18 protein-coding genes, 1 tRNA gene and 1 pseudogene are annotated in these 24,421 nt (G+C 45.1%); 11 read left to right on the forward strand and 9 right to left on the reverse strand.

Going from position 1 to position 24,421, the window contains the following annotated elements:
• Nucleotides 1-102: 102 nt before the first annotated feature.
• Entirely contained in the window at nt 103-2,226 is a 2,124-nt protein-coding gene (locus ICL07_RS06970; protein ID WP_246484984.1) for a prolyl oligopeptidase family serine peptidase, read from the reverse strand.
• Nucleotides 2,227-2,363: 137 nt separating this feature from the next.
• On the opposite strand from ICL07_RS06970, the gene pfkA reads away from it, so the two are divergent.
• Together pfkA and pyk are read left to right on the forward strand one after the other, a co-directional pair.
• Nucleotides 2,364-3,344: a 6-phosphofructokinase gene (pfkA, locus tag ICL07_RS06975; RefSeq protein ID WP_188087199.1), complete on the forward strand. Its 981-nt coding sequence runs from the start codon at nt 2,364-2,366 to the stop codon at nt 3,342-3,344.
• A 12-nt stretch (nt 3,345-3,356) separates the two neighbouring features.
• Nucleotides 3,357-4,844: a pyruvate kinase gene (gene pyk / locus ICL07_RS06980; RefSeq protein ID WP_188087200.1), complete on the forward strand. Its 1,488-nt coding sequence runs from the start codon at nt 3,357-3,359 to the stop codon at nt 4,842-4,844.
• 100 nt (nt 4,845-4,944) lie between these two features.
• On the opposite strand, the gene ICL07_RS06985 is transcribed toward pyk, so the two are convergent.
• Nucleotides 4,945-6,102 (reverse strand): MFS transporter, encoded by a 1,158-nt coding sequence (locus ICL07_RS06985; protein WP_188087201.1) that lies wholly within the window; start codon nt 6,100-6,102, stop codon nt 4,945-4,947.
• Between the two features lie 119 nt (nt 6,103-6,221).
• Between ICL07_RS06985 and ICL07_RS06990 the strand changes: the two genes are divergently transcribed.
• The 4 genes from ICL07_RS06990 to ICL07_RS07005 all read left to right on the forward strand — a co-directional run bounded on the left by ICL07_RS06990 (nt 6,222) and on the right by ICL07_RS07005 (nt 9,581).
• The gene (locus tag ICL07_RS06990) at nt 6,222-7,577 is read left to right on the forward strand and encodes an NAD-dependent succinate-semialdehyde dehydrogenase (RefSeq protein ID WP_188087202.1); all 1,356 of its coding nucleotides are present in this window, start codon (nt 6,222-6,224) and stop codon (nt 7,575-7,577) included.
• Between the two features lie 90 nt (nt 7,578-7,667).
• Nucleotides 7,668-8,627, forward strand: a complete 960-nt coding sequence (gene coaA / locus ICL07_RS06995; protein WP_188087203.1) for a type I pantothenate kinase — start codon at nt 7,668-7,670, stop codon at nt 8,625-8,627.
• An 82-nt stretch (nt 8,628-8,709) separates the two neighbouring features.
• Nucleotides 8,710-9,444 carry an MBL fold metallo-hydrolase gene (locus ICL07_RS07000; protein WP_188087204.1) on the forward strand — a complete coding sequence of 245 codons (735 nt, stop codon included), beginning with the start codon at nt 8,710-8,712 and terminating at the stop codon, nt 9,442-9,444.
• A 64-nt stretch (nt 9,445-9,508) separates the two neighbouring features.
• Nucleotides 9,509-9,581: transfer RNA gene (locus ICL07_RS07005), tRNA-Lys, on the forward strand.
• A 172-nt stretch (nt 9,582-9,753) separates the two neighbouring features.
• On the opposite strand, the gene ICL07_RS07010 is transcribed toward ICL07_RS07005, so the two are convergent.
• The 6 genes and pseudogenes from ICL07_RS07010 to ICL07_RS07030 all read right to left on the reverse strand — a co-directional run bounded on the left by ICL07_RS07010 (nt 9,754) and on the right by ICL07_RS07030 (nt 16,237).
• The gene (locus ICL07_RS07010) at nt 9,754-9,912 is read right to left on the reverse strand and encodes a hypothetical protein (RefSeq protein WP_188087205.1); all 159 of its coding nucleotides are present in this window, start codon (nt 9,910-9,912) and stop codon (nt 9,754-9,756) included.
• Nucleotides 9,913-10,088: 176 nt separating this feature from the next.
• Entirely contained in the window at nt 10,089-13,778 is a 3,690-nt protein-coding gene (locus ICL07_RS07015; RefSeq protein ID WP_246484985.1) for a hypothetical protein, read from the reverse strand.
• Nucleotides 13,779-13,841 (reverse strand): annotated as a pseudogene (locus ICL07_RS32775) (SEC-C metal-binding domain-containing protein); the annotation flags it as partial.
• Between the two features lie 239 nt (nt 13,842-14,080).
• Entirely contained in the window at nt 14,081-14,731 is a 651-nt protein-coding gene (locus ICL07_RS07020; protein ID WP_188087207.1) for a YecA family protein, read from the reverse strand.
• Nucleotides 14,724-15,731, reverse strand: coding sequence for a hypothetical protein (locus ICL07_RS07025; RefSeq protein WP_188087208.1), 1,008 nt, complete (start codon nt 15,729-15,731; stop codon nt 14,724-14,726). Before ICL07_RS07025 ends, ICL07_RS07020 begins: the two co-directional genes overlap by 8 nt.
• A gap of 5 nt (nt 15,732-15,736) precedes the next feature.
• Nucleotides 15,737-16,237 carry a Pycsar system effector family protein gene (locus tag ICL07_RS07030; protein WP_188087209.1) on the reverse strand — a complete coding sequence of 167 codons (501 nt, stop codon included), beginning with the start codon at nt 16,235-16,237 and terminating at the stop codon, nt 15,737-15,739.
• A gap of 238 nt (nt 16,238-16,475) precedes the next feature.
• On the opposite strand from ICL07_RS07030, the gene ICL07_RS07035 reads away from it, so the two are divergent.
• The 3 genes from ICL07_RS07035 to ICL07_RS07045 are packed head-to-tail and all read left to right on the forward strand — an operon-like array spanning nt 16,476 to nt 18,241.
• Nucleotides 16,476-17,123, forward strand: a complete 648-nt coding sequence (locus ICL07_RS07035; protein ID WP_188087210.1) for a sigma-70 family RNA polymerase sigma factor — start codon at nt 16,476-16,478, stop codon at nt 17,121-17,123.
• A complete protein-coding gene (locus tag ICL07_RS07040) occupies nt 17,116-17,460 on the forward strand; it encodes a hypothetical protein (protein WP_188087211.1) in 345 nt (114 codons plus the stop codon). The genes ICL07_RS07035 and ICL07_RS07040 overlap by 8 nt, the downstream gene beginning before the upstream one ends.
• Nucleotides 17,429-18,241 carry an ImmA/IrrE family metallo-endopeptidase gene (locus ICL07_RS07045; protein WP_188087212.1) on the forward strand — a complete coding sequence of 271 codons (813 nt, stop codon included), beginning with the start codon at nt 17,429-17,431 and terminating at the stop codon, nt 18,239-18,241. The genes ICL07_RS07040 and ICL07_RS07045 overlap by 32 nt, the downstream gene beginning before the upstream one ends.
• A gap of 899 nt (nt 18,242-19,140) precedes the next feature.
• Here ICL07_RS07045 and ICL07_RS07050 read toward each other — a convergent pair.
• Nucleotides 19,141-19,836 (reverse strand): hypothetical protein, encoded by a 696-nt coding sequence (locus ICL07_RS07050; protein ID WP_188087213.1) that lies wholly within the window; start codon nt 19,834-19,836, stop codon nt 19,141-19,143.
• Between the two features lie 944 nt (nt 19,837-20,780).
• Here ICL07_RS07050 and ICL07_RS07055 point away from each other — a divergent pair.
• Both ICL07_RS07055 and ICL07_RS07060 read left to right on the forward strand, forming a co-directional pair.
• The gene (locus ICL07_RS07055) at nt 20,781-22,406 is read left to right on the forward strand and encodes a vitamin K epoxide reductase family protein (protein WP_188087214.1); all 1,626 of its coding nucleotides are present in this window, start codon (nt 20,781-20,783) and stop codon (nt 22,404-22,406) included.
• Between the two features lie 477 nt (nt 22,407-22,883).
• The gene (locus ICL07_RS07060) at nt 22,884-24,410 is read left to right on the forward strand and encodes a TlpA family protein disulfide reductase (protein WP_188087215.1); all 1,527 of its coding nucleotides are present in this window, start codon (nt 22,884-22,886) and stop codon (nt 24,408-24,410) included.
• The last annotated feature ends 11 nt before the right edge of the window (nt 24,411-24,421 follow it).

Genomic DNA, 24,421 nt, shown 5'->3' on the forward strand with positions numbered 1-24,421 from the left:
TTTTAGGAAGCAGCGCCTGTAGCCTATAAAAAAAGCTGGCAGAAAGCACAGTATTGTTGTCCTGTACTTTCTGCCAACGCTATAGGATAACGGGTAGACCGTTTATGGTTTCATACCCAGATTATACATAGTAAAGGACCACATATCCGTAGCCTCGTCAATCAGCTTGGATGTAGGTTTACCAGCACCGTGCCCCGCCTGTGTTTCAATGCGGATCAGCACCGGATTGGGACCCTCATTATCTGCCTGCAAGGTAGCGGCAAACTTAAAGGAGTGCGCCGGTACGACACGGTCGTCATGGTCCGCAGTCGTCACCATTGTCGCCGGATAAGACACGCCTGGTTTCAGGTTATGCAGCGGAGAGTATTTCAGGAGGTATTTGAAGTCTTCCGCATTATCGCTGCTACCATATTCTGTAGCCCATGCCCATCCGATGGTAAATTTCTGGAAACGCAGCATATCCATTACGCCTACCGCCGGCAGCGCCACTTTAAAGAGATCGGGGCGTTGCGTCATACAGGCGCCTACCAGGAGGCCTCCGTTGGAACCGCCGCGGATCGCTATTTTAGATGGATTGGTGTATTTTGTTTTCACCAGGTATTCCGCTGCGCCGATGAAGTCATCGAAAACATTTTGTTTCTTTTCCTTCATACCGCCTTTGTGCCACGCTTCCCCGTATTCGCTGCCACCGCGCAGTGCTACTACCGCGTAGGTTCCCCCCTGCTCCATAAAGTACAGGTTAGACACGCTGAAAGCAGGTGTTTGCGGGATATTAAAACCACCATAACCGTAAATCAGTACCGGGTTGTTGCCGGTGTTTTTCATGCCTTTTTTGGAAGACAGGAACATCGGCACTTTGGTACCATCTTTACTGGTGAAAAACACCTGTTTGGTTTCATATTCATCCGGATTAAATTTCACCGCTGCTTTGTTAAACAGGGTTGATTTGCCGGTTTTGATATCATAGCGGTATATTGTTGGCGGCGCTACAAAGGAGGTAAAGCTATAATACAGTGCCTGGTCTTCCTTTTTACCATCGAAACCGCTGGCAGTACCGATACCGGGCAGTTTGATTTCATGTTCCAGGCGGCCGCTGTAATCATATTGATATACACGGGTAGAAGCGTCTTTTAAATAAGACAGCAGCAGTTTACCGCCAGCATTACCGGTGCTTTGCAGTACTTCCTTTTTCTCCGGCACCACTGTTTTCCAGTTGGCTTCCGCCGGATTAGCCGGGTCCACCAGTACGATCTTATAGTTAGGCGCCTGGTGGTTGGTTACTACCAGTAATTTATCATCCACATTGTCTATCACAGCAGGTTCATTAGCGAAACCTTTTATCAGCAGGGAGAAGGATGTTTGCGCCGGATTTTTGGTATCGCGGTACCAGAGTTCCCGGCCGGAAGTACCTTCCGTAGTGGAGAGGATGAGGAAACGTTCATCTTCCGTTACGCTGACCGTGGCATTGCGGAGCGGGTGTTCCTTATCAACATAAATCAGTTCATCCTGTTCCTGAGGCTGGCCTACTTTATGGAAATATACTTTCTGGAATTCATTTTTCCTGGACAGTTTACTTTGTTCGTCCGGTTTATCGTAGCGGCTATAGAAGAAACCATCGCCTTTCCAGGAAAGGCCGCTGAATTTGATCCATTCCAGTTTATCGGAGAGCAGCTGGCGTGTGGCCACGTCCATGACAAATCCTTCCTGCCAGTCGGAACCGGCTTTAGCGATGAGGTAAGCAGCATATTTCCCGTCTTTGGAGAAAGAGAGCGTACCCAGCGCGGCGGTACCGGCGGCGGACAGTTTGTTAGGATCAATAAATACTTCCGGGGTACCGTCGGGAGTAGTGCTGCGGTAAATAACGGACTGGTTCTGGAGACCGTCATTTTTAGCGAAGTAATAATAGTTACCGTGTTTTATCGGAGCACCTGTTTTCGGGTAGTTCCAGAGTTCTTCCAGTCTTTTTTTGACCGAGGCCCGGAACGGGATGGTAGCGAGATAATCCTGGGTGACTTTATTTTCAGCGTCTACCCATGCTTTTGTTTCGGTACTGTGGTCATCTTCGAGCCAGCGATAGGGATCAGGGATACGGGTACCGTGATAGTTGTCTACGGTATCCACTTTTTTGGCAACGGGATACTGCCAGTTTTTTTGTTGTGCCATACCTTCCATCGTCAATAGACCCATGCCTAAAACCAACCAACTCTTATTAGTCTTTTTCAACATGCCTATATTTTTTAAAAAAATTAGCTACTTTGTTTGATTAAAATTAAATATTTAGGTTAATTCATAAGATATCTGTTAGAAAACAATTGCAAAATGTTATTTTTGTGCGCCTTTAAGATATTTTTTTAGCAATTTATATGAAAAAATTGAACAACATTGCAGTCCTTACCTCCGGTGGAGATGCACCGGGCATGAACGCAGCCGTTCGTGCGGTGGTAAGAACGGGCATTTATCATCAGCTGAATGTGTTCGGCGTCATGTACGGATATAGGGGAATTTTAAAAAATGAGATTTTCCCGATGGAGTCCAAATCTGTTGCCAACATTATTCAACGCGGAGGCACCATCTTAAAGACCGCCCGGTGCAAAGAGTTCTATGAATATGAAGGGCGAAAAAAAGCTTACGAGAATCTGAAGAAGCACAACATTGACGGTTTGATCGTGATTGGCGGAGATGGTTCGTTTAATGGAGCGCAGAAATTCAGCCAGGAATTTGATATTCCGTGTATAGGCTTGCCTGGTACTATTGACAAGGACATTGCAGGAACTGACAACACCATTGGTTTTGACACGGCAGTGAATACTGCGATTGAAGCCATTGACAAAATCAGGGATACTGCAGACGCGCATGACCGGTTGTTTGTGATCGAAGTAATGGGCCGTGATGCCGGTTACATCGCTTTACACAGCGGTATTGCCACTGGTGCCGAGCATATTATGATGCCGGAACGCAAAACTGAACTGCACGATATCATCGAAGAACTGCAGGCCAACGAACGCCGTAAAAAACTGGTAAATCTGATTGTGGTAGCAGAAGGTGACGACACCGGAGGCGCCAATGAAGTAGCACGCCGTATTAAAGAGAGTTGTCCGCAACTGGATACCAGAGTATGTATCCTCGGACATATCCAAAGAGGGGGATCTCCCACCTGTACCGACCGTATCCTGGCCAGCCGTATGGGCTATGCCGCTGTAGACGCCCTCCTCGAAGGCATTCACAATGTCATGATCGGGATCGTAAACGACAAGATCCATTATACCCCTCTGGACAAGGCTGTTAAAGCCAAACAGGAAATTGACCCCGAATGGTTTAAGATTGTTAAAATTCTTGCGAGTTAAAAAATAAGACTTATGAGTACAAAGGATCTATCGAAATACTATCACAAACAGATGGACAATGCTGCCGGCAGAGCACACTCTTCCCGCAAAACAAAAATTGTAGCCACTGTAGGCCCGGCCAGTGATACCTATGAACAGCTGCTGGCGCTGGTGAAAGCAGGCGTGAATGTATTCCGCCTCAATTTCTCGCACGGCTCGCATGAAGACAAACTGCGGATCATTGAATATATCCGTCAGATCAACAAAACCGAACCTTACAACGTAGCCATCCTGGGAGACCTGCAAGGCCCCAAACTGCGTGTTGGCGAAATTGAAAATAACGCCCTGCCGTTGAAAAAAGGTGATATCCTCACTTTTGTAAACGAAAAGGTGGTAGGTAATATGGAGAAAATCTACGTTTCCTACCCTGACCTGTACAAAGATCTGCGCGTTGGCCAGAAAATCCTGCTGGACGACGGTAAAATCGAAACCATCGTAAAAGAACTCACTCCTGCCGGTGAAATCAAAGCAGAAGTTAGCTTACCGGGTGTATTGTCTTCCAAAAAAGGCTTTAACCTCCCCGATACCAAAGTTTCCCTGCCGGCCCTCACCGATAAAGATATTGTAGACCTGGAATTTATCATAGACCAGGAACTGGACTGGGTAGCCCTGTCTTTTGTGAGAAGTGTAAAAGACCTGAGCGATCTGCGCAAAAGGCTGGAAGCACGTAACTCCAAAATCAAGGTGATCTCCAAGATCGAAAAACCGGAAGCTATCCAGAACCTGAAAGAAATCATCTGGGAAAGTGACGGTGTGATGATTGCCCGTGGTGACCTCGGTGTAGAACTGCCCGTAGAGCAGATCCCGATGATCCAGAAAGATATCATCCGCAAATGTATCCACCGTGCGAAGCCCGTTATCGTGGCTACCCAAATGATGGAGAGCATGATGGACCGCACCCGCCCAAACCGTTCCGAAATCACCGACGTAGCCAATGCCGTACTGGAAGGCTCCGACGCTGTGATGCTCAGCGGTGAAACCGCTACCGGACAGTTCCCCGAACTGGTTATCCAGACCATGAACAAAATCATCCAGGAAGTGGAAAAAGAAGCGATCATTTACAACCGTAACCTGATCCCTCACCGCCACTCCCCTACCTTCCTGAGCGATGCACTGTGCTACAACGCCTGTAAAATTGCAGAAGACCTGGATGCCGATGCGCTGATAGGTATGACCCAGAGCGGTTATACCGGCTTTATGCTGAGCAGCTACCGTCCACGTTCCCCGCTGTATGTATTCACCAAAGAAAGAACCCTGGTGAACCAACTGAGCCTCAGCTGGGGTGTACGCGCCTTCCACTACGAAGAAGAAGAAAGCCTGGATGATATCGTTTTCGATCAGATCAACATCCTGAAAGAAAGAGGTTTCATTAAAGTGGGCGATGTGTGCGTAAATACCGGTAGCACACCGGTGAAACTACACCTGCCTACCAATACACTGAAAATTACCCGTGTAGAGTAGTTAATACATCTGACATTCAAATAACGCAACAGGCTGGCCTTTTTAAAAGGGCCAGCCTGTTGCGTTTACGGACCCCATTTACGGGGGATGAAGACCTTAGCTATTTCTTTTTATAGGTGGCCAGGTATATAGTTAATGCTGTTAGTATCAGCAGGGTACCGGCGATACACACCCCGTTCCACTTTCCGATGGTCCATACCCACAGCCCGATTCCGGAGCCAAGGGAAGTACCTATAAAACTGGTGGTCATAAACACCGTATTCAGGCGGTTACGGGCTTCCGGTAACAGTGCGTATATACGTGTTTGGTTAGATACGTGAATACCTTGTAGTCCCAGGTCGATGGCGATGATACCGATGATGATTCCAATGATGTTTGCCTGGAAGACATAAAACATCGCGTAGCCTGCCAGCAGGAAGATAATACCATAGCCGATAGCGATACGGGGATTTTTTTTGTCAGCGATGCGTCCGATGAGCGGGGCGCCCAGTGCGCCGGCAGCAGCTGCCAGTCCCATCAGGCCGATCTGCTCACTCGTATACAGGAAAGGCTTCTCAGACAACAGGAATACCACTGTCGTCCAAAACATACCAAACATCGCGAAGCAGCAGGCATTAATAGCAGACGCTTCACGCAACATGGGCTGCTCTTTCGCCAGGGTGAGCAGGGATTTCATCAGTTCTCCGTAACTACCGGTAAACTGTGGCTGGCTTTTAGGGAATGAAAACCACATAATCACCACCAGCAGGGCACTGATACCCGCCGCTATCCAGAACATGGCTCTCCAGCCGAAATGATGCCCCACTATCCCGCTTAAAGTACGGGACAACAGGATACCCACCAGAAGACCGCTCATAATCGTACCGATTACCTTGCCCCGGTTGCTCACATCCGTGAGATGCGCCGCCAGTGGCAAAATCAGTTGAGGAACCACGGAGGTAAAACCGATCAGTAGTCCGGTGATTTTGAGCATCCCGATATTTTGGGAGAAACCAGCTGCCAGCAGCGCCAGTACTGCAGTGCTTGTCATGGCAATGATCTGGGTCTTACGCTCGAGTTTGTCACCCAGCGGTACACAGAATAAGAGTCCCAGCGCATACCCTACCTGGGTAAAGAAAGTCACCTGCCCTGCGTTGGCTTCGGACACGCCGAACTCCTGGCTCATCAGCACGATCAGCGGCTGACTATAATAAATATTAGCAACGATCAGCCCTGTACACAGGGCCATGATCATGATATTCCATCTGCTTAATGCCATATAACCTATCTTTTGGATAGGCAAAGATACAGAACGTTCATCCGTGATGAAAAGAGCGTTTAATATGAAATGGCTAAATTTGCAATTATTTACTGCTTACGGGCAAAAAGGTTACAGCTATGTTTACAAGTATCAATCCGTTTACCCAGGAGACTATTGCTACATATGCGCCGCATACCAAAGCGGAAATAGAACATAAATTACTGACAGGAGAAAGGGCTTACCGTACGTTGTTGCAAACATCGCTGGATCAACGCCGGGAATGGATGATGCAGGTAGCTGCTTCCCTTAAAAAAAATGCCACCGAACATGCCAGGATCATTACTCAGGAAATGGGTAAGACACTGAAAGAAGCCAAAGCCGAAGTACTGAAATGTGCCGGCACCGCCGAATATTTCGCAGAGAATATCGCAGCAATCCTGCAACCCCGGCCGATACAATCGGATGCCTATAAAAGTTATGTGAGTTACGAACCCAAAGGCATCATCCTGGCGATTATGCCCTGGAATTTCCCCTACTGGCAGGTTTTCCGTTTCGCCATCCCCAATATATTAGCCGGCAATACCGGGTTACTGAAACATGCCAGTAACGTGAGCGGCTGCTCGCTGGCTATTGAAAAAGTATTTATGGAATCCGGTTTTCCCGAAGGTACTTTCCAATCGCTGCTGGTATCTTCCCAGGACCTGGAGCCGATCGTAGCCGATCCCCGTGTACAGGGCGTTACCCTTACCGGCAGTACGCCTGCGGGTAAAAGTGTAGCCGCGCTGGCAGGTAAATACCTGAAAAAGACCGTGCTGGAGCTGGGTGGCAGCGATCCGTTTATCGTGTTAAAAGATGCCGACCTGGAAGCCGCAGCCAGAACTGCCGTACAAGGCCGTATGCAGAATGCCGGTCAGTCCTGTATCGCCGCCAAACGCTGGATCGTGGAAGAAGAAATCGTGCCCGCCTTCACTGCCGAAGTACGCCGTTTGCTGGAGAACCTCCAACAGGGCGATCCGATGGCAGAAGCCACCAATATGGGTCCTATGGCCCGGCCCGACCTGGCAGTCGAATTAGGCAAACAACTGCAGCAAACCATCAGTGAAGGCGCCAAACTGGAATTGGGTGGCACCTATGAAGGATGTAACTTTGCGCCGACCTTGCTGACTGGCGTTACCAGCAGTATGACCGCTTTCCGGGAAGAAACATTCGGTCCCGTAGCAGTGATCATTACTGCCGCCAACGAAGACGAAGCCATTGCACTGGCCAACGAAACAGATTTCGGTCTGGGCTCCGCCCTGTGGACCAGCGATCTGGACAAAGCCGCCCGTCTAGCTACCCGCATAGAAAGCGGCAACGTATTTATCAATGCCATGGTACGTTCCGATGCCCGTTTGCCTTTTGGCGGCGTTAAACAATCGGGTTATGGCAGGGAGTTGTCACTCGAAGGCACACACGAATTTTTGAACATCAAGACTATTTATATACAACAATAACATTTGATTATTTGGATATTTGGCTATTGAATTATTGACAATAGTTTTAATAACCAGGTAATTAAGTAACCAAATCACTAAATCTGTAAAATGACCACGTCCCTTAAACGAGAACGGTATACTCCCTATATCACTTTCTCCCGTCAGGAATGGGCAGGAACCAGCGGCGACGCGCTGTTGCAACTGCAGGACTACTATCACCTGGAACAATTACACGGCATGAATGAGCCGCTTACACAGGAAGAAATCACCCAGATATACCTTCCCCTGGCTCATCTGCTCAACTTATACGTTAAATCATCACAGGCGCTGCATAAAGCTACCAGCAGTTTCCTGGGCAGCCAGGAGCTGAAAGTGCCTTATATTATCGGTATCGCAGGTAGTGTGGCCGTCGGCAAAAGCACCACCGCCCGCGTGTTGCAAATGCTGCTGCAGGCATGGCCCGATCATCCGCGGGTAGACCTGGTTACCACCGACGGATTCCTGTATCCCAATAAAGTGCTGGATGCCAATAATATCATGAACCGTAAAGGTTTCCCGGAGAGCTATGATATCAAAAGACTGATCCATTTCCTCGCCGATGTAAAATCCGGCAAAGAAAAAGTGGCAGCCCCGCTCTATTCCCACCTGGAATATGACGTGCTGCCCGGTCAGCTGCAATGGATAGAACAACCGGATATCGTGATCGTGGAAGGGGTGAACGTGCTGCAGGTAAGACCAGGCCAGCAACAAAAAGATCCCGCCATCTTCGTGTCCGACTTCTTCGATTTCTCTATCTATGTAGACGCCGCAGAAAAAGATATCCGTAAATGGTATATCTCCCGCTTTGAATCTTTGCGGGCTACCGCTTTCCAGAATCCGGACTCTTTCTTCCACCGCTACGCACACCTTTCAGACACCGCCACCGTGGAACTGGCCACCCAGATATGGGAAGATATCAATAAACCCAACCTGGAGCAGAACATCGCTCCTACCCGGTACCGCGCCAGCCTGATACTGGAAAAAGGACATCACCATTTTGTGCAGTCCGTGAAACTGAGAAAGACCTAAACGTTTATTCGTTAGCGTTATATAACCAAAGAAAGTCCGTGTTTTTTTCTACACGGACTTTCTTATTTACCTAAATTGCAGGATGCAAATACAACATTTCCGCCACGCCACTATAGTGATTGAACTGGAAGGCCGTAAGATACTGGTCGACCCGATGCTCAGTCACAAAGACGCATTGGACACCGTACCCAATGCCGCCAATACCCGTCGTAATCCACTCATCGACTTTCCACTCAATGATATGGAACTGGCAACATTACTGTCAACGATGGACGCCGTTATTGTCACGCATCTTCACCGCGACCACTGGGATGTAGCAGCACAACAACTGGTACCCAAACACCTGCCGCTTTTTTGTCAGCCGGAAGATATAGCCACCCTTACCGCCCAGGGCTTTTCGCAGCTTATCCCGGTAAATACCACTACCACCTGGGAAGGTATTCGTATATCCCGCACCGGTGGACAACATGGTACCGGAGAAATTGGTAAACTGATGGCCCCCGTATCCGGCTTCGTACTGGAAGCAGGCGCTGAACGCATCTACATTGCCGGTGATACCATCTGGTGCGACGAAGTAAAGGCTGCACTCGATCAATATCAGCCTACGCATACCGTTGTGAATGCCGGCGCCGCGCAGTTCCTGACAGGTGATCCCATTACCATGACAGCTTCCGATGTGTTACAGGTATTACAACATCCTTCCAACACCCGCGTTATTGCCGTGCATATGGAAGCGATCAATCATTGTTACCTCACCAAAGAAGGGTTGAAAACAGCGCTGGGAGATGGTTTTGGAGAAAGATTACAGATACCGTAAAAATATTTTTTTGGAAGTATGAAATAAATACATACCTTCGCGCTCCATTCAACACAAAAAAGATGATTCCGTAGCTCAGTTGGTAGAGCAATACACTTTTAATGTATGGGCCCTGGGTTCGAGTCCCAGCGGGATCACAGAAAATAGAAAAGGCTTCAGAACATATTTGTTTTGAAGCCTTTTTTGTGTTTGATATCTGATCGATAAATATTGAGGGCTGCTGCAACTTATTGATTTGTAAAGGGAGTTAGGTTCGAGTCCCAGAAGGATGCTTAATGATACATTTGAACTTCTAACTATTATCATTGCCTAGTCGAACTCGTCAGAATTCAGAACTTGCTTAATGGAAATTTCAGCCAAGTAATAAATTAATTCAAGGATTTTTTCTGCATCTTCCTCTGATACTGTTATTCCTTCATTTGCTAGTATAGCTACTGCTTGCTTTGGTGTCAATTTCTTGTCTTTCATATTATGAATTATGTGTAGCCTATTTTCTTCATGATTCAATATAACCAGTAGGATAATGTTATTGGCAACGATTTAAATTTTTACTCGAGTACGGAAGTCTTTAACTTCAAAGTAAGAAAAACAAGAAAAGGCAAAGCGACAACCCATTGGTCGTCGCTCTTTATATTATTTGCCGGTTATTTCAAAGCATCCGTTCCTTTCATCCGTAATTTTACATAATCGGTAAACGGCAGTTTCATATCCAATTCCTTGAGCAGCGGCAACGGGATCGGCTCTGCAGTTACCATCATGGACCTTATCTGGTAAGTGTCATCGAGTTTCAGGAAGGCTGCCAGCTTATCGTAGTTATCGTGCAGCCACTGGTCGCGAGCAACATGCATGCCGATCCTGGCCTCGGCTTCTTTGCCGGGTGTTCCTAAGTATCGGTCTACCTCAGATTTCATTTCAAAAGCGTTACGTGCACCATAAATCGCCTTACACTCCAACGGGTAAATGATCTTATTGGTCTTATCAACAACCAGCACATCGACGTCCCCATAGTTTTTGTCAGCATCCAGATGCTTACCCTTTTCGATCTTCACCTCATGCGACACAACATAGAAGTCAGTATGATCGACGAACCACTGCCGCACGGCATTGCTGAACTCTTTGCCCCGTTGGTTGGTCATTTCGCCCATAAACGTTTTCATGGCCGCACTTTGAGCTATCAGTTTTCCCATTCCGATCATCGCTTGAAGGTTATGCAGGACATCAAAAAGGTGCCTATATCCATATCGATATACCTGTTTGTTTCCTTCCTGCATACGGACCAAGGGGCGCCGTAAATACGAAAGTGATCTGTTGTAGCGCCAAGGTGCGATATCTGGATACTTGTAAGGCGCTACCGGCTTATCTATCTGCGGCCGCTGCTGCAAGCTTAACAGGTCCAACGTTGCCCGAATCTGCTCCTCGGGAAGTTCAGGGATCGCTTTGACCAGCATGGCCACCAAAGTTGCTTCATCTACAGAAACGCAAGGTTTGCCATCTGCAATACCAACATCTACCAGCACCCCAAAAAGCTTCGCCAGCTGCGTGAGGGTAATACCAAACTCGGCCGCTGTTGCTGCATCCAGTTCCAGACTCTCCTTTGTAGGTGTAGCCGTTGAAGTTTTAGTAGTGGGTAGATACACGTCATTAAAATCCTCCTGGATCTTGAACACTTCCGTTTCCATCCGGGCGTGGCGGTACCGCTCGTTGAAGGTCCGGTCAAATGTCTTGTCAACACCAATCCTTCCGGAAGGCAATAGTCCCATCTCCGGATCATCGAGTTTGAGATGGATCGTATCGCTGAGTGTGCCCCAATCATTGACCGCATCCATAAGCGCGACCAGATAGTCTACATTGTCAACGTTTGGGCGCTTATTGCCCCTTGGGGGGTTAGAAGCTACGTATTCGATTAAGGAACGATAAGCCAATGCCGTGGGTACCAACAGCTTTCCCTGCTTCTTGAATTTGTCAAGTTCCTCCTTAAAGGACGAAAAGCATGCAATGCGGGCTGGTATGTAAACCTCCCTAAATTCGCGCGTCTGAATAGCCTTCTCGTTACGGGTCACTAAATACTCGATTAGCTCTGTACCATTATATTTGTTGATCTCGTCGGTCAACTGTTGGTTGAGCGTGGAGACAACATCATTGATCACCTGCACTTTGTCTTTGGCTTTGTCGATCTTTTCTGGAATTGCGTACCCCGCGCCCAGCCAACCGACCATCTGGTCTAAGACCATCGACACGTCCGCATCCTGTAAATAGCGCATATTTGGTAGGTTCCGCGGATCGACCCGAATGTTATGGATTACGTCTACGTATAGCAGCATCTTGGCATTCGGCGGCACCATAGTCCGCTCGATCATGGCCACCATCTCAATGTCGGTCAAGACAGGTAAAGCGCCTGATCTTGGAAGGCCATTTAGTCCTGTAAGAACAGCAGTCATCAGCGCCCGATCAGCCCTGTTATCGGCTGCGGCTGTAAGGTCTAAGATACCCGCCGGCACATATAAATCCAGTTTACGGTTAGATGACGTGCACACGATGTTGGTATCGCTGCGGTCTACCTTTGTGCTATCAATGCTACCTGGGTCCACCACCGCATCGTCGACTGTAACATTAATTTCAATAACCGGCAAATCTATCCCCTCCAACCACGGCTGTAGCTCGCCTTGCATCTTCATTAGCCAAAATAACACCGCCTCACATATCTGGCCACCCAGGGTGTCGTTGTTACCCTGCGACTCCTGTTCGCTAATGGCCCAAATAGGCTTATCGTAAAGGTCGAGCGCCAGCGCAAGCTCATGCTCTGTTCTGGGACCAAAAAAGATCGGGCCGTATCCCCGGTATCTTCGTACCATGGCTGTGACCAAACCGCTGCCGCCGTACTTTAAAATGCTATGTTCATCACGGTAGATCTTAACCTTCTGTCGAAACCCAGCAGATCCTGCCATAGGTATTAGCAATGCCCCTCCTTTTGAAACCGCGTCGTCGCTAGGCAGGATCGAGCCTTGGTTTTCATAATAGGTAACGTAGGCTTCCAGCAACCCCTCCGTATTAATTATACCTGTCCGGCTTCTGGCATATTTATAGGCCTTAGCGAATTTCCACAGCGTCAAATTGTCCGTATCCTTATGATAGGCCACCGCTTCGAGCTCACTGAGTGTGAAGTACAGCGTGTGGTCAGCATTGGGGGCCTCATTTATACTAAACATAAATTGCATACCAATTTCCGGAAGTACGTAAATGGTAAACACTTCTGCATCTCCGGGTTTGTATCCCGCCTTTATGGCCTGGGCTACCCGGTCGGCGTGTGCCGCGATAGCATTCGTATCTGCTCCCTGTGCTTGCACGATACAGATATGGGCATATTTTTGTCTGTCAAACTGAAAAATGTTGTCGAGAACCGCCAAATCTGGTGGCGCAGCAGGTATTGGCACCTCAACCGGCCTCAAGCCCATCTTCAAAAAAGCTTCGTTAACAGTAACGCCTACACCCTGGTAATAATCGGCCATGAGTTCATCCCGTGTGTTATAAAGGTCGGCTTGCTCATAAATATAATGTACTAAACCGCTGACTATGGTCGTCGGACCAACACAGATGTAGGTTTGATGAGTCTCCAACACCATCTTGCGCGTGATATACGGGTCTTCGGTAGCCGTACCGATGGCGGGGTCGCCAACATCAATAAGGAATTGTTTAATTGGAGTTGGCTCATAGCCCTTTTGGTGGCAACGGTCCTCGTACTCTTGTTTATCAATAGTTACTGCTTTCGCTAAAGCTTCTAACCTATGGGCATCTGGCACATCAATGTCGCGAGGCGTGGCATTGCTGTCGACGGTCTCATACCGGCCAAGCCCGGCCTTTTCAGCGATCATGTCAGAAAGAATAAGCATGGCCCCAGCCGTCATGCCTACGTTGCTGCGGAAATTCTCTGGTAGTGCACGATTGGTCATGGTGCAGAACAGCAACTGGCCTAGGAGTTCTGATTGCGCAGAAGCAATGCCCGGTAATACCGTGAAGTTGCCTCCAATAAAAATCACGTTCTCCGTAAAAGGTGATAATGGAGGATCTTCGTAACTCTTTCCATCCTTGTAATTTTCCACGACGTGCTTGATCTTGCCATAGTTGAGCGTGGGTTTGCCATCCTCGGCTTCAAAAAGCGGAAGGTATTCGGTCACTAATTGTTCAAGGCGAACGTTTTTACCGTGGTTAAGGGCATGCAGCTGCAGACCTGCCAAACTGGTCAGCAAATGATGGGAATTACCATCGACCAACTTTCCCAGTAAAGGGTGTTTGGTAACTTTAGGCTTCGGAGTTGCCGTCACTGCTTTCTTGTTCACGCAACACCGCTTATACTTTTTGCCGCTGCCACAAGGGCATGGCGCGTTCAATGAATAACCCATAACTGGTATTAATTACATTTAAAGTAGCATTTTGTACACGGCATTGCCGTTAGTCCAAAATGATGGCAAATTTACTGCTTCTTTTCTGATACGCTGACAGCCGGGGCATATGCATACGTGAACGAATACCATGAGATGTCGGCATAAACGAGCAACGTTCTTATCCCTAAGAGTGAAATTCAAGGGATGCTCCGTCAGCGTAGCATTGGTGGCTTAACACTCATTATGCTCAATTTTGCTTAGCCCTTCATAAAATTATCGAAGTCCGACTGCCATTTAGTGCGCCCCAAAGTTTTAAGAAATTCAAAAGCATAAACGTGACATCTTTTTAGTTTATCACCGCTTTCACAAGGGCAGGGATCATTTCTGCTTATCTTGTCTTTGTTTAGCAACGCCTGAAGAACTTTGACGGCCATGTCGGTCGTGAGGTGCAGCTCTTCCTGATAGAACTGCCTGACTCCATCGAAGCGATGACTGTACTCGCCATTGGCGTACTTTTTCTCCCTTTCACGATACAGGTAGTTAGCAAAGAACGGGTATACCCACTTTGAGAGGTAGGCCTGGATGCTGATACCACTTTTGGCCCGGTACAATAGCCTATGATCGATGTCCACACAGCAGAGGCCATCATCACCAATATGGTAATCAATGTCGCGTGGAATATCGTCGCTCTTTTCGTACAGCAGTGGAACAACATAGGGATAGGATATGGGTACCAGGATCTCAATTTGAAATGTACCCCAGTACATGCCAGCAGGATCGCAGATATCTACTTCACCGTTCACTCGCCATCCTTTTTTAGCGACAGTTGTGTAACGTAATTTCGGGAAAGCATCTGCAGCCTCACCGAAGTCACGTTCAAATACAGTTTTTTGGTTGGGCTTAACCATTAAAATAAGGCTTACTTGCGGACGCAATAGCACCAAGGCCAGATGTACTTACCTGTAGCGCAGGCTTCTGCTTTAGGTGAATGTTGCCGCTAAGATCTGTTGCAATAAATGACTGTTTCTTTAAAAAAGAAAGCCAGATAAAATCATACTGCGTGTAGTTGAACTTCTGGTCGGGAATCTGGAAGATATAACGGTCATTTTCGTTTTCTGTCCGTTTAGACACCGGTACAAAATGTTCTTTAACCTTGGGTGCTTCTTTAACGATGTTGTCGCCTACTACGATACCATTGCTATGGGCCTTTCCTTGCATTTTACAGGCTAGGCTAGTATGTAGGCTACAGGTAGTAACCTCGCTGATTTCTCCTATACCAGCCAAGGCCCAGACTACATCGGCATCATAGCCTAAGTCGATTCCGATACGGGTATAGATTGCCTCGATACCTTGCTCATCAAAAAGGTTCCGGAGATCCGTCTTTACAAAGTAGGTAAACATGCTGGCAAACACCAGCGCTCGATCCACGGCCGAGGATATAGGAATCGATTTGCCGCCAAAATAAACAAACAGCCCGTCCCCCTGAAGACGATGGACATAGCCACCCAGTACAAGGCAAGTGTGTATGGCTGCCCGTTGAATGGTATTGGTGATAACCAGCACTGTTTCCGGCGTGTACTTTTTAAACAGGTTTGTCGAACCCTTAATATCAACGAACATCGATACTATATAGTGCTTTTCAGTATCATTGGAAGACTTCAGATACGCGAAATCGGGGTGAAGACCGAGCTTTTGCGTAAAATCGGGCGTCAACCCAATTTCCCTTGCAAGCCTCTGTAACCCTGGTTGCAGCTGGTTTTTGGGAATTCTGTTATTCAACTTCTCATAAGTGAAACCCTTTTGGAACGTTTTGTCTCTTTGTCCAAAGCTCTCGTGGACCAGACGGTTTTGGGGGTCCATTTTGATCGCCTCTGCGATAGTAGATAAATAGTCGCTGTAAATTTCCATCTCCTTTATTTTAAATTTTTAACGATTGTGTAGATAAGCGGGATAAAGAATATAAACTGTATCATCAGTAAGGTGCCGGCAACAAATAGGCGCCTGAACTTTTTTCTGAGACCTTGCGCCAGCACATGTACTTGAGTGCGCAGGTCGTCCAGGCCTGCTTGCGCATCCTCAGCGGAAGACCGGGTATAGAAAGCTTGCGGTGTCATCTTCGCCACCGAACCGAAATACAGAAGCGATGTACCGCATGTTTTCAGAAAAGGCATCGATGTCCACATGGTAAATAAGATATTTGTAGTCCCTACGACCAAAAGAATAGCCATATTGATGTGTAGCCAGGCAGTGCACGCCACTTTATCCAATAAAGTGGGATAGGTAGCCAGTAGTCCCCCAACGATAGCAAGGCTCAACGTCAGAAATACATTGCATTTGTTGTTGATGCTGTCGTAGTAATGATCGTATCGTCCAATGCAAAAGAGTAATCGTTCTTTTTCTGTATTTTCCATCATATAATAATTTTATTCGCTTGGTAGTTTGTAGATAACGTACAGGGTACACATTTAACTAGCTTTTTTATTTGCCTTCAGACGCCGCCTTGATTAATCTTATCGTTTGATAATCAGCGTTATCGTTCTGCTCGCTTTGTCATATTGCTTATTTAAAGTATCTTCCTTACGTCAAACTTCATTACACCCTTATACCAGAACCGTTACCTAACGCTTTTAGGTATATTAATAGAACTTGCCATTGGATTGGAAGGAACTTGAAGCAGAAACTTTAATTGACCTGCTTGATTTTGTTAAGCTGAATGGCGACCAGGAAGAAAAAGCCTGGTCACAGGCTGCTTATACCAACCTTGTTATGCGGTTCCGAAGGGATTTACTGGAGAAGTGTACGATAATGTGTGGGAAGATCGGTCTTACTGAAACTGATGCGGAAGAACTGACAAACAGGGTTTTTGAGCGCTACTACAAATACCCCAATGGTTTTGATGTAAAAACTTCCAGGTCCAAAAACCCGGAAACCGCCTTCCGCCTCTATTTATTCGGCATAGCTAGGAAGGAATTGTGCGACTACGTTCATCCCGATGAAAGTCCATACGACGGCACAGAGAAAGTCATCACCTCTCTTATCGATCCTGATAAAGCATACGAGCCGGAAATGCTGAAGACTCTACAGGAAACCGAGGCTTTGATAGATAAAACGTTCGCTCAATTAACGCCTAACCATAAAATTATTTACCTGACGTACCTATACCATGAAAAAGAAGGAAGATACCTGCCTGCCAGGTTGCGGGACGAACTACAGGTTGCGGTAGGGGGCATTTCCAAAAATTCTATTCGGGTTTATAAGAAACAGGCTTTCGATCTCATGAAAAAAATTACTAATGGCTAAAGAAAAAATTCTCATAACGGAACAGAACTTATCCGAATGGATTTATTCGATAGGGATTCTTTTGCCATCGAATGAGGTGGAACTCGCACGCTTTGAAGCCCTTTATCCTACTGGAAAATTAAAAGTAAACGAAGCCAGCATTGATCCCCTTGCCATTATTAACGGTACAAGAGTTAGGAAGAATTTTTCTAATATCAGCACTACATCGACAGATGGAGAGCAGCAGGAGTTGCGGATGGCTGCCCGTAAGCACCAGGATCTGCCACCTGATATTATAGCTCTGATCAAAAGAAACCAACAGTCCAATGAACAACCGGATTCTCCCGAAAATAGTTAATGAAGTTCAGGCTGTAACTGAATATCTTTCCCAGCGTTTCTGCGATGGAGTAAAAACGGACCTTGCTGCTATCTGCCAAGACGAAAACATTAGCCTGATCTACGCGGAGTACCGCAATCACTTCGATGGAATGATTGTATGGGATACCCCAAGGTTTTATATTCACATTAATACCGAGAAAGGTAATCTACCAGACAGTAATCGTGGCCGGTTCAGCTTGGGACATGAGCTGGGACATTATTTTTTAGAAAGCCATCGTGCCGGCATCAGGTCAGGAATTATACCTCCCCATGCTTCCGTCAACTGCTTGGTTCAGGATGATAAGCTGGAGCTGGAAGCCGATTACTTTGCTGCTAATCTTTTGATGCCAAGGGAAAGACTGAGGCGATTTACCGGTGGCAGGAAGTTCTCCCTCGATATAATCAAAGAAATATCCGCAAAATTCGGTGTTAGTCTTACCGCCGCCGTGATACGGTTTGCCGAAGTTGGCACCCATGAGATCATGGTCGTATTTTCCCAAGACAATGTTGTCAAATGGTCGTACCGCAGTGAAAACTTTCCTAAAGTCGTCAATAAATTTAAGAAGGGAGGACCACTTCCGCCGACTTCTGTTGCGGGTGAGTCTTTTTTGAAAAGGAACGCTCGCTATACTGGTGTTGAACCAGTTGATTTCGAAGATTGGTTTATTTATAATGATTGGAAACCACAATGGCAACTGTATGAGCAATGTTGCTACTCAGACATTTATAACTATGTAATCAGTATTGTTTGGTTTAAATAGTCACCATGAGCACCAAGGCCTTACCGGATAAGCTAACATCCGTAGTGCAATCAGTACGAAGCTTACTGGACGATCCACTGATAAGCTCTCCTTACATTGGTTTTACATGTTTCCCGATTAGAGCATGTGCCAATGATTCCTTCTTGCTCGCTTAATACTTGCCAACATGGGGCTGGCTCGCAGGGCTATCGTACTAGGAACCAACATTTGCGTACTGAGAGTTAGCGGAAAAGGAGATATTGAAATTAACGACCATGTGATTGCGGTAATAAGTGACGTGCCCGTTCCTGCAACCCGAGCCAATAAGGATACGAAAGCGATGGAAACAGGATAAAAAGTATCGAGGAGAATGAGAGGACCTGTGATTTCACAAGGAGCGATTGTAAAATTCAAATATTTATAGCTGTACTCACTCAAGAAAAATATTACCTAATAATGTTATTTTGTCAAATATTGACAATGGTTAAGCGATTTCTGATAACTTTCGCAAATCATAGACAAAAAGGTTCGAGTTTTGTACCATAGGGATCACAGACAACTTGCAAACCTCGCGCATGGCGCGGGGTTTTGTTTTTTAGCTGAGCGTTTAGTCGAGTTCCTTTTGTATAACCCCGATTTCTTTCCCGTACTTTATACAGGTTAATCAGCTTTGACTAAGATACGAAAATCTTTATTGAGGTTTACGTGGTTACTTTAAGCCGTGTCAAAAAACGGATATTTCTTATATTATGGCTAATAAAAAACGCTGCACAGAATCCTATGCAGCGAGATAATTGAAAGCTACCCCTTAAAACGTAACGGTTAAAAACATCGAATAATCGTAACAGTTCCTTTGGACTCATACAGAGACATTTGATTGACAAGATAAAACTGTCAACCAAAGTCATAATTTGCATAGTTTAATAATCGTCCATATCAATATTATCAAAAGCTTCGTTTTTATATATCGGACAGTAAAATAGCAATTCCTTCATACCTTTTATTTTCTTAAATCCCCAAGACTGATAGTAATTACTCAATGACCTAATAGCAGCGGTTTTGTTTTTCTCAAATTTCTTCAAATCTAATTTGGGTAACAGCGCTTTTTTATTTTCGGGATGTTCAAATTGTAATGGATAAGGTTGTAGTATGAAAAGTTCACAATTATCGAAGCGCCAAACTAAATCCTTAAATACTTTTGCCCCGATGCCTTTGCCTCTGAATTTTGGTATAATGCCAATGGTCTCAATGATGCATAGTCTATTGCACTCAAAATCCAAATCAGGAAATTCTTTCAAAATAGATTTTTTAAGAGTTTGTTTCTCAAAATCATAAAAATCTTGACTATGACGAAAAGTATATTCATAGGTGTCAAACATTTCATAGATGCTAAAGCCTTCTGCTTCCGCTTGGCCTAAGGAAATGATTTTAAAATCCATTTCACCCGCATATTCGTTAAGGGAATTATCGGCATATTCACCCGCATATAGAACCGCTTTGTATTCTGTTATACAGTCGCTTGCTTCAGGAGTATGAATGCCAGATGAAAATCTGTATTCTATATTCAAACTTAATAAATCATCCTCTTCCTCAATAGGCAAGAAATCGCCAATCATTTTAATACGTTATTTTCTGATTAAAATAATAAAAAGGTAGCACCACACAATACGACAGAATGTGCAAAATATACTTTCTTAAATTAATTCTATCGTCTCCACCAGCCATTCCCTATGTTGTCATTTTGTATTTTGAAAGTAACATTTTTTTATGTTAAAATGATAATTGATATCGTCAGTACACCTCATAAACGGCAGATCCAGGAAACTCCAGAAAAGTAGTGAAAAAACAGTGGTAGATAAGTTTACTCAGCAAGGTACAGTTAATCGAATTCTTAGTTGATTTTAACACTGTTGACTGATACAAAGGCAGGGTAGAAAACGCTGACAGCCGTTTTTAAAAATTATATTTATACCATGCGCTGTTGTCTATTTATATTAGAGCATTATTTTTTTTCTATCAGTTTGCTTTTTTAAAAAAAAGATTCTATATTCATCTTAGCCTAATTTAAAGAACATCATATTTGATATGAGAACCCGCGTTTGACCCCTGTGTATTTTAAGTCAAATTCCTGTTCCACGTTTTTTTTCGAATGTCACTATAAATACATATTGAATCACCCTCATCACATGTGGCCTATTTCTGAACAAAGTAATGTTCATCATTACTACAAACGGATCTACGGCAAGGATTTGTGACCTAATTAAGTAAACCTATTTTTAATACAGTTAATGCCCTTTAGCGTATGAAACAACACGTAATTCCCGTTGGCCGGCAGAATAAATCAGCTTCCCGGTTACGTTAATTTTTTCAACAAACGAAAGTAGTCGTGCTCATTAGCCAGGCTCCTCCTTATTGGTTGGGCAGGATTGCTAATGCGATAATTCGTCTGCAACAAATATCCTGATTATTACTTGCGTCAGATATGGCGGTATACCATGTTGTCATGAATACCACCAGGAAAATATCTGATAGTAGCATTTACATCCCTAAAAAGTTTACCATGTTTTGGAATCTATCCGAACCCAGGCCCAATGGACCATTGGCCGCAAGTTTATTTTTAGAGTTAACCGCAGTAAAACTGTCATACACCACTTTACAACAGGAAGTGGAAGATCATCCCGATTATCCCAGTCTATTGAGTATTAGTGATGTTTTTAGCAAATATAAAGTAGATAATATCACCGCCAATTTCGCTCCCGCGGACCTGGAAAAAATTCCACCACCTTATATTACGCAAATAAAGGGATTGGAAAATGATACGGAATACTTTACCGTAGTAAGAAAATTCAACAACGATATGGTATCGGCATTCGATCCCGAGCGTAGGAAATGGAAAAATTATCGTTTTCAGGATTTTGCCGACCGCACCAGCGGCGTGGTACTATTAGCAGAACCAGGACATGATGCCGGCGAGCCGGATTATAAGGAGAAGCGGCGGGAGGAGCGGTTCAACAGTTTTAGTTTTTATGCGTTGCTTTCAGTGCTGGCCACCATATTTGCCACGGTTATCCTGCGTGCGTTTTGGCTGGCAGGTTTATCAATATTGCCTGCGGCAACCTTCTCACTGCTCTCCGTCATCGGGATACTGGTAGGTATATTACTGATATGGTACGAAATAGACAGGTATAATCCTGTTATCCGGCAAATATGCAAAGGTGGCAGGCGTGTCAACTGCAACGCTGTCCTGCAGTCGGATGCCGCCTATATTGGTGGCGTAAGCTGGAGTACGATTGGTTTAGCCTACTTCACCGGTCAGTTGATTTTTATGCTGACGCAGGGTATCACTTCCCCGGAAATACAAGCTATAACCAGTATAGTCAGTCTGTTGACGTTACCATATGTTTTTTACTCTTTATATTTTCAGTCGCGTATTGTAAAACAATGGTGTTTATTATGCCTTATAATACAAGCTGTTTTGATATTACAAGCTTCGATTGCAGCATATCAGACGGGTAAACTGACTGTACATTTTTCTCCTGAAGCGCTGGTACTATATATATTATTCAGTGTGACCTCCCTCCTGGCTATTCTTCAACTGCTTCCGGTATTGAAGAGAGCGAAAAGAAACAACTTCGTTAAAACACAGCTTAAACGCCTGAAATATGATCCGGTGGTGTTTAATGCTGTATTGCGTAAACAACGGAATATTCATGAAGACGCTGAGGGATTGGGGATTGTGTTAGGCAATCCCAATGCCGCCAACAAGATACTGAAAGTGTGTAATCCCTATTGCGGCCCCTGCGCTCATGCACATACGACAATTGAAAAACTATTGGAGAACAATCCGGATATTCAATTACAGATCATTTTTACAGCCACCAGTGACGACAAAGACCGTCGAAAATGGCCGGTACGGCATCTACTGGCCATTGCCGCCGATAACAATGAGTCGATGACTAAACAGGCTTTGGGTGACTGGTACCTGGCGCCGGAAAAAGATTATGATAGTTTTGCATCCCGTTACCCCATGGAGGATAAGTTGGCACGGCAGGATAATAAAATAGAGGCGATGCAAAACTGGTGTACAAAAATGGAGATCGCCCACACGCCAACCATATTTATCAACAATCATGAATTACCCGATATCTACGATATTCACGACCTAAAAAACTTCTTGTCTGTTTAACAACAGTCTTAACAAATTAATGGCCGGTAGATAGCGGTGCGCGCCCGTTAGCGAATGCCATTAACAGGCAAAGGCAGCCTATATCAAGCCTTTAGTATTTTTATTAACAACCTAAATTTAAACTGATGGAAAAGCTTAAATTAAAAGCGCTGGAACTGGGCGCAAGGGAGCTACTGTCCCGTGAACAACTCAGGAATGTACTCGGTGGAGTCGATGGGTCTGGCGGGACCGGTGGGTCCGGCGGGTCCGGTGATGATTGCCTGGGTGACAAAGTTCAGGCGTGTAAAGATAAAAATGAAGGAAACTCTTGCTGCTTTACCTATAGTGGCAGGCGTTATGATGGATTATGCCGGGCGTATGCACCCAATTACGTAAAACACTGTTCAGATCTGAACTAGATTTATTCAAATTTTAATGAAGGTGGCAATAGCCGCCTTCATTAAAATTTGAACATTTATTACTGAAATAATCACGACTATGTTATCAATTAGAATGCAGCTAACCTGCGCTATTCTGTTATTTTTCTTCCCGTTAACTGTTTGTGCCCAATCGGGCCTCCCCATACTGGAAGCTGGTTCCATTAGTGTAAAAGGCCAGGTAGTTATTCCGGGACCTATTAAGAAAGATAGTGTATGGCTGCTATTCCAAATTCCTCAACCATTTACAGGTGAATCCCGTGTATATAGAACATTACTCGATTCAGCCGGTAGATATACACTGAAAGTAAATACCGAAACAAATATCAGCCGATGTGCCGTTAGCACGGATATAGACATTACTAACCAGGTGATCATTTTTTTAAAAAGTGGCCAGGAAAATACGGTATCATTCGAGTATAACAATGATAAAATTATTAACAAAGTAAAGACCAGTTATAATGCAGGATTCTCTGAAGAAGAGCTTCTTCAGAGTCTGAACAAATTTGTGGAAATGATTGATGAAAGATCGGGCAAACCTATAGAACCTTTATACAACAAGGAATACAGTGCCTTTATAGATCACACCAATAATGTTTTGCAACGGAAACGCGGTATTCTGAATAAACCATTCATTTTATCCGAAAAGATGAAGGAGATTGTATTTAAAGACTATTCACTGGCCGTATATTATAATCATGTATTCGATTACCAAACTGAAATGGTTTTAAATTACAGGAATACGAATGATCATAGGATGCCGGATAGTGCAGAGATAAAGAAGCCTGTTCGGAAGGACTATGCATTCCTGAAAAACCTGGACCTGAATAATCGGCTATACCTGTATTGTTTTTCTTATCCCACCTTTACGCAGGAACTATTGAAAAATAATATATTAAATATCCCTCGTATCCAGGACACTCCTATTCAGGAATGGACCAAAAATGTGAAGGTGATATTAGGGCAACTGATCGGATTTGATCAGGGCATCTTCTATGATATGCTCGTGGGCAATGCCTACGCCATGCAATTTGAGCTTGAAGTAAAACCGCTCACACCAAAACAAATTGAAAATATTAAAAAGTACTATAAGGGAGGTAATTTGGAGAAAATCCTATTGCGCAAAAACCAGGAAATAGTACAACAATCCCAGCTAAAAGAAAGTCTAGTTATTAACAATACCCCTGCTGTTTCCCCCGAAGCATTGATGAACGCGATTATTTCCAGGTATAAAGGGAAAGTTGTTATTGTCGATTTTTGGGCAACGTGGTGCGTACCCTGTCTTGAAGCCATCAGAACATCCAGAAATAGCAAAAAGCAGCTCGCCGGTAAAGGTGCCATATTCGTTTATATAAGTAGTCCCTCATCGCCCAGGAAATTATGGGAAAGTCAAATACAAGGTATTGGTGGACAACAATACTATCTGACTACAGAACAGTGGAAGTTTCTGATGGATAGCTACAATTTCAACGGCATACCCAGCTACCTGATTTTCGACAAGAATGGGGAGTTAAAACAACGATTTACAGCTTATCCCGGCAACGAAGCGATGCAAAAAAAGATTGAAACGGTACTGGAAAGTGAATAAACCGTTTGACT

The organism is Chitinophaga qingshengii, from assembly GCF_014529935.1.
Taxonomy (GTDB): Bacteria; Bacteroidota; Bacteroidia; order Chitinophagales; family Chitinophagaceae; genus Chitinophaga; species Chitinophaga qingshengii.